This is a genomic window from Microcystis sp. M53602_WE12 (genome assembly GCF_030065455.1).
Taxonomy (GTDB): Bacteria; Cyanobacteriota; Cyanobacteriia; order Cyanobacteriales; family Microcystaceae; genus Microcystis; species Microcystis aeruginosa.
The window spans coordinates 1-1,051 of the sequence record NZ_JASJFB010000851.1 but is presented as its reverse complement, the minus strand read 5'-3'; the positions used below and the strand labels follow the sequence as shown (position 1 = coordinate 1,051).

Below are 1,051 nucleotides of genomic sequence, written 5' to 3'. Positions count from 1 at the left end.
GCTCTCGATGGGAAGAAGCATATCCTTAGTTAAAGCAGATTTTCTTCCTCAGTGCAACCTAAGTCGATGCTTTCTCACGAGTGCGGGTTCATTTTCTAGGTTGACTTCGGCTTCCTTACCAGCATTTATTGAGATGTTGCGGAGATAAATACTCCTGTAAAGGTGACAGAGGCTTGGTATCGGGACAAACTGGCTGGGGAATTAGGAGGAAAAACCGAGGTTTACATTGATAAGGTAGGTAGAATAGATGTCTTAACTAATACAGAAATAATTGAAGTTAAAAATACAAAAGGCTGGAAATCAGCGATCGGGCAAATAAAGAGTTATGGACAGTATTATCCCAAGCATAAAATGAGAGTTCACCTATTTGGGAAATTGACTGAGAGTAAACTAGAAACTATTCAGAGAGTATGTAAACTAGAAGGTATAACTCTAACTTGGGAATAGTATGATCGCTGCTCTGGTAGGGTGCGTTCCCTGATGCGGGTCCTACCGCTGCAGCGATCAATTTTAAGGAAACCCAACATCCTTATCTGTTACTATGAAAGGGTATAATAAGCTTACTTTAAATCATCAAAGAGGTAACAAAACCTTAATGGAAAGTCGTATCCATATCCATCCAGATATTTGTAATGGAAGACCTGTTATAGCTGGAACCCGAATTCCTGTGCAAACAGTTATGGAATTTTTGGGAGCAGGGGATTCTATTGAAGAAGTCCTTGAAGAATATCCTTCTCTGAATCGAGAAGATATTTATGCCTGTATGCAATTTGCAGCAAGATTGATGGCGAATCACTATGAAGTCAGAAAAATTGCATGAATGGTTTTTTCTTCGATGAAAATTTACCAGCTAAAATCCTCTTCACTCCATCTTTACCGATCATTTTTAGGTAGGGTCTGCTGAAAAAGTTTGTTGGTGGGGGCAGGGTGTGGGGTGTGGGGTGTGGGGTGTAGGGTTTTACCGATTTTGAGGTAGTCAGTTACCTAATTTTCAGGGAAAAAGTACCTGAATTTTACCCCCGATCCCTCCAATGGTCGGCACTTTTTGAGG

At 40.6% G+C, this 1,051-nt stretch carries 2 protein-coding genes; both read left to right on the top strand.

Annotation, left to right across the window (positions count from 1 at the left end):
- Positions 1 to 162 precede the first annotated feature (162 nt).
- A complete protein-coding gene (locus PX482_RS25975) occupies positions 163 to 447 on the top strand; it encodes a hypothetical protein (protein ID WP_288023654.1) in 285 nt (94 codons plus the stop codon).
- Between the two features lie 148 nt (positions 448 to 595).
- Entirely contained in the window at positions 596 to 820 is a 225-nt protein-coding gene (locus PX482_RS25970; RefSeq protein WP_008199295.1) for a DUF433 domain-containing protein, read from the top strand.
- The last annotated feature ends 231 nt before the right edge of the window (positions 821 to 1,051 follow it).

What these genes read in the sequence shown, in the direction of transcription:
- PX482_RS25970 (WP_008199295.1), top strand. Translation starts at nt 596, where the DNA reads ATGGAAAGTCGTATCCATATCCATCCAGATATTTGTAATGGAAGACCT.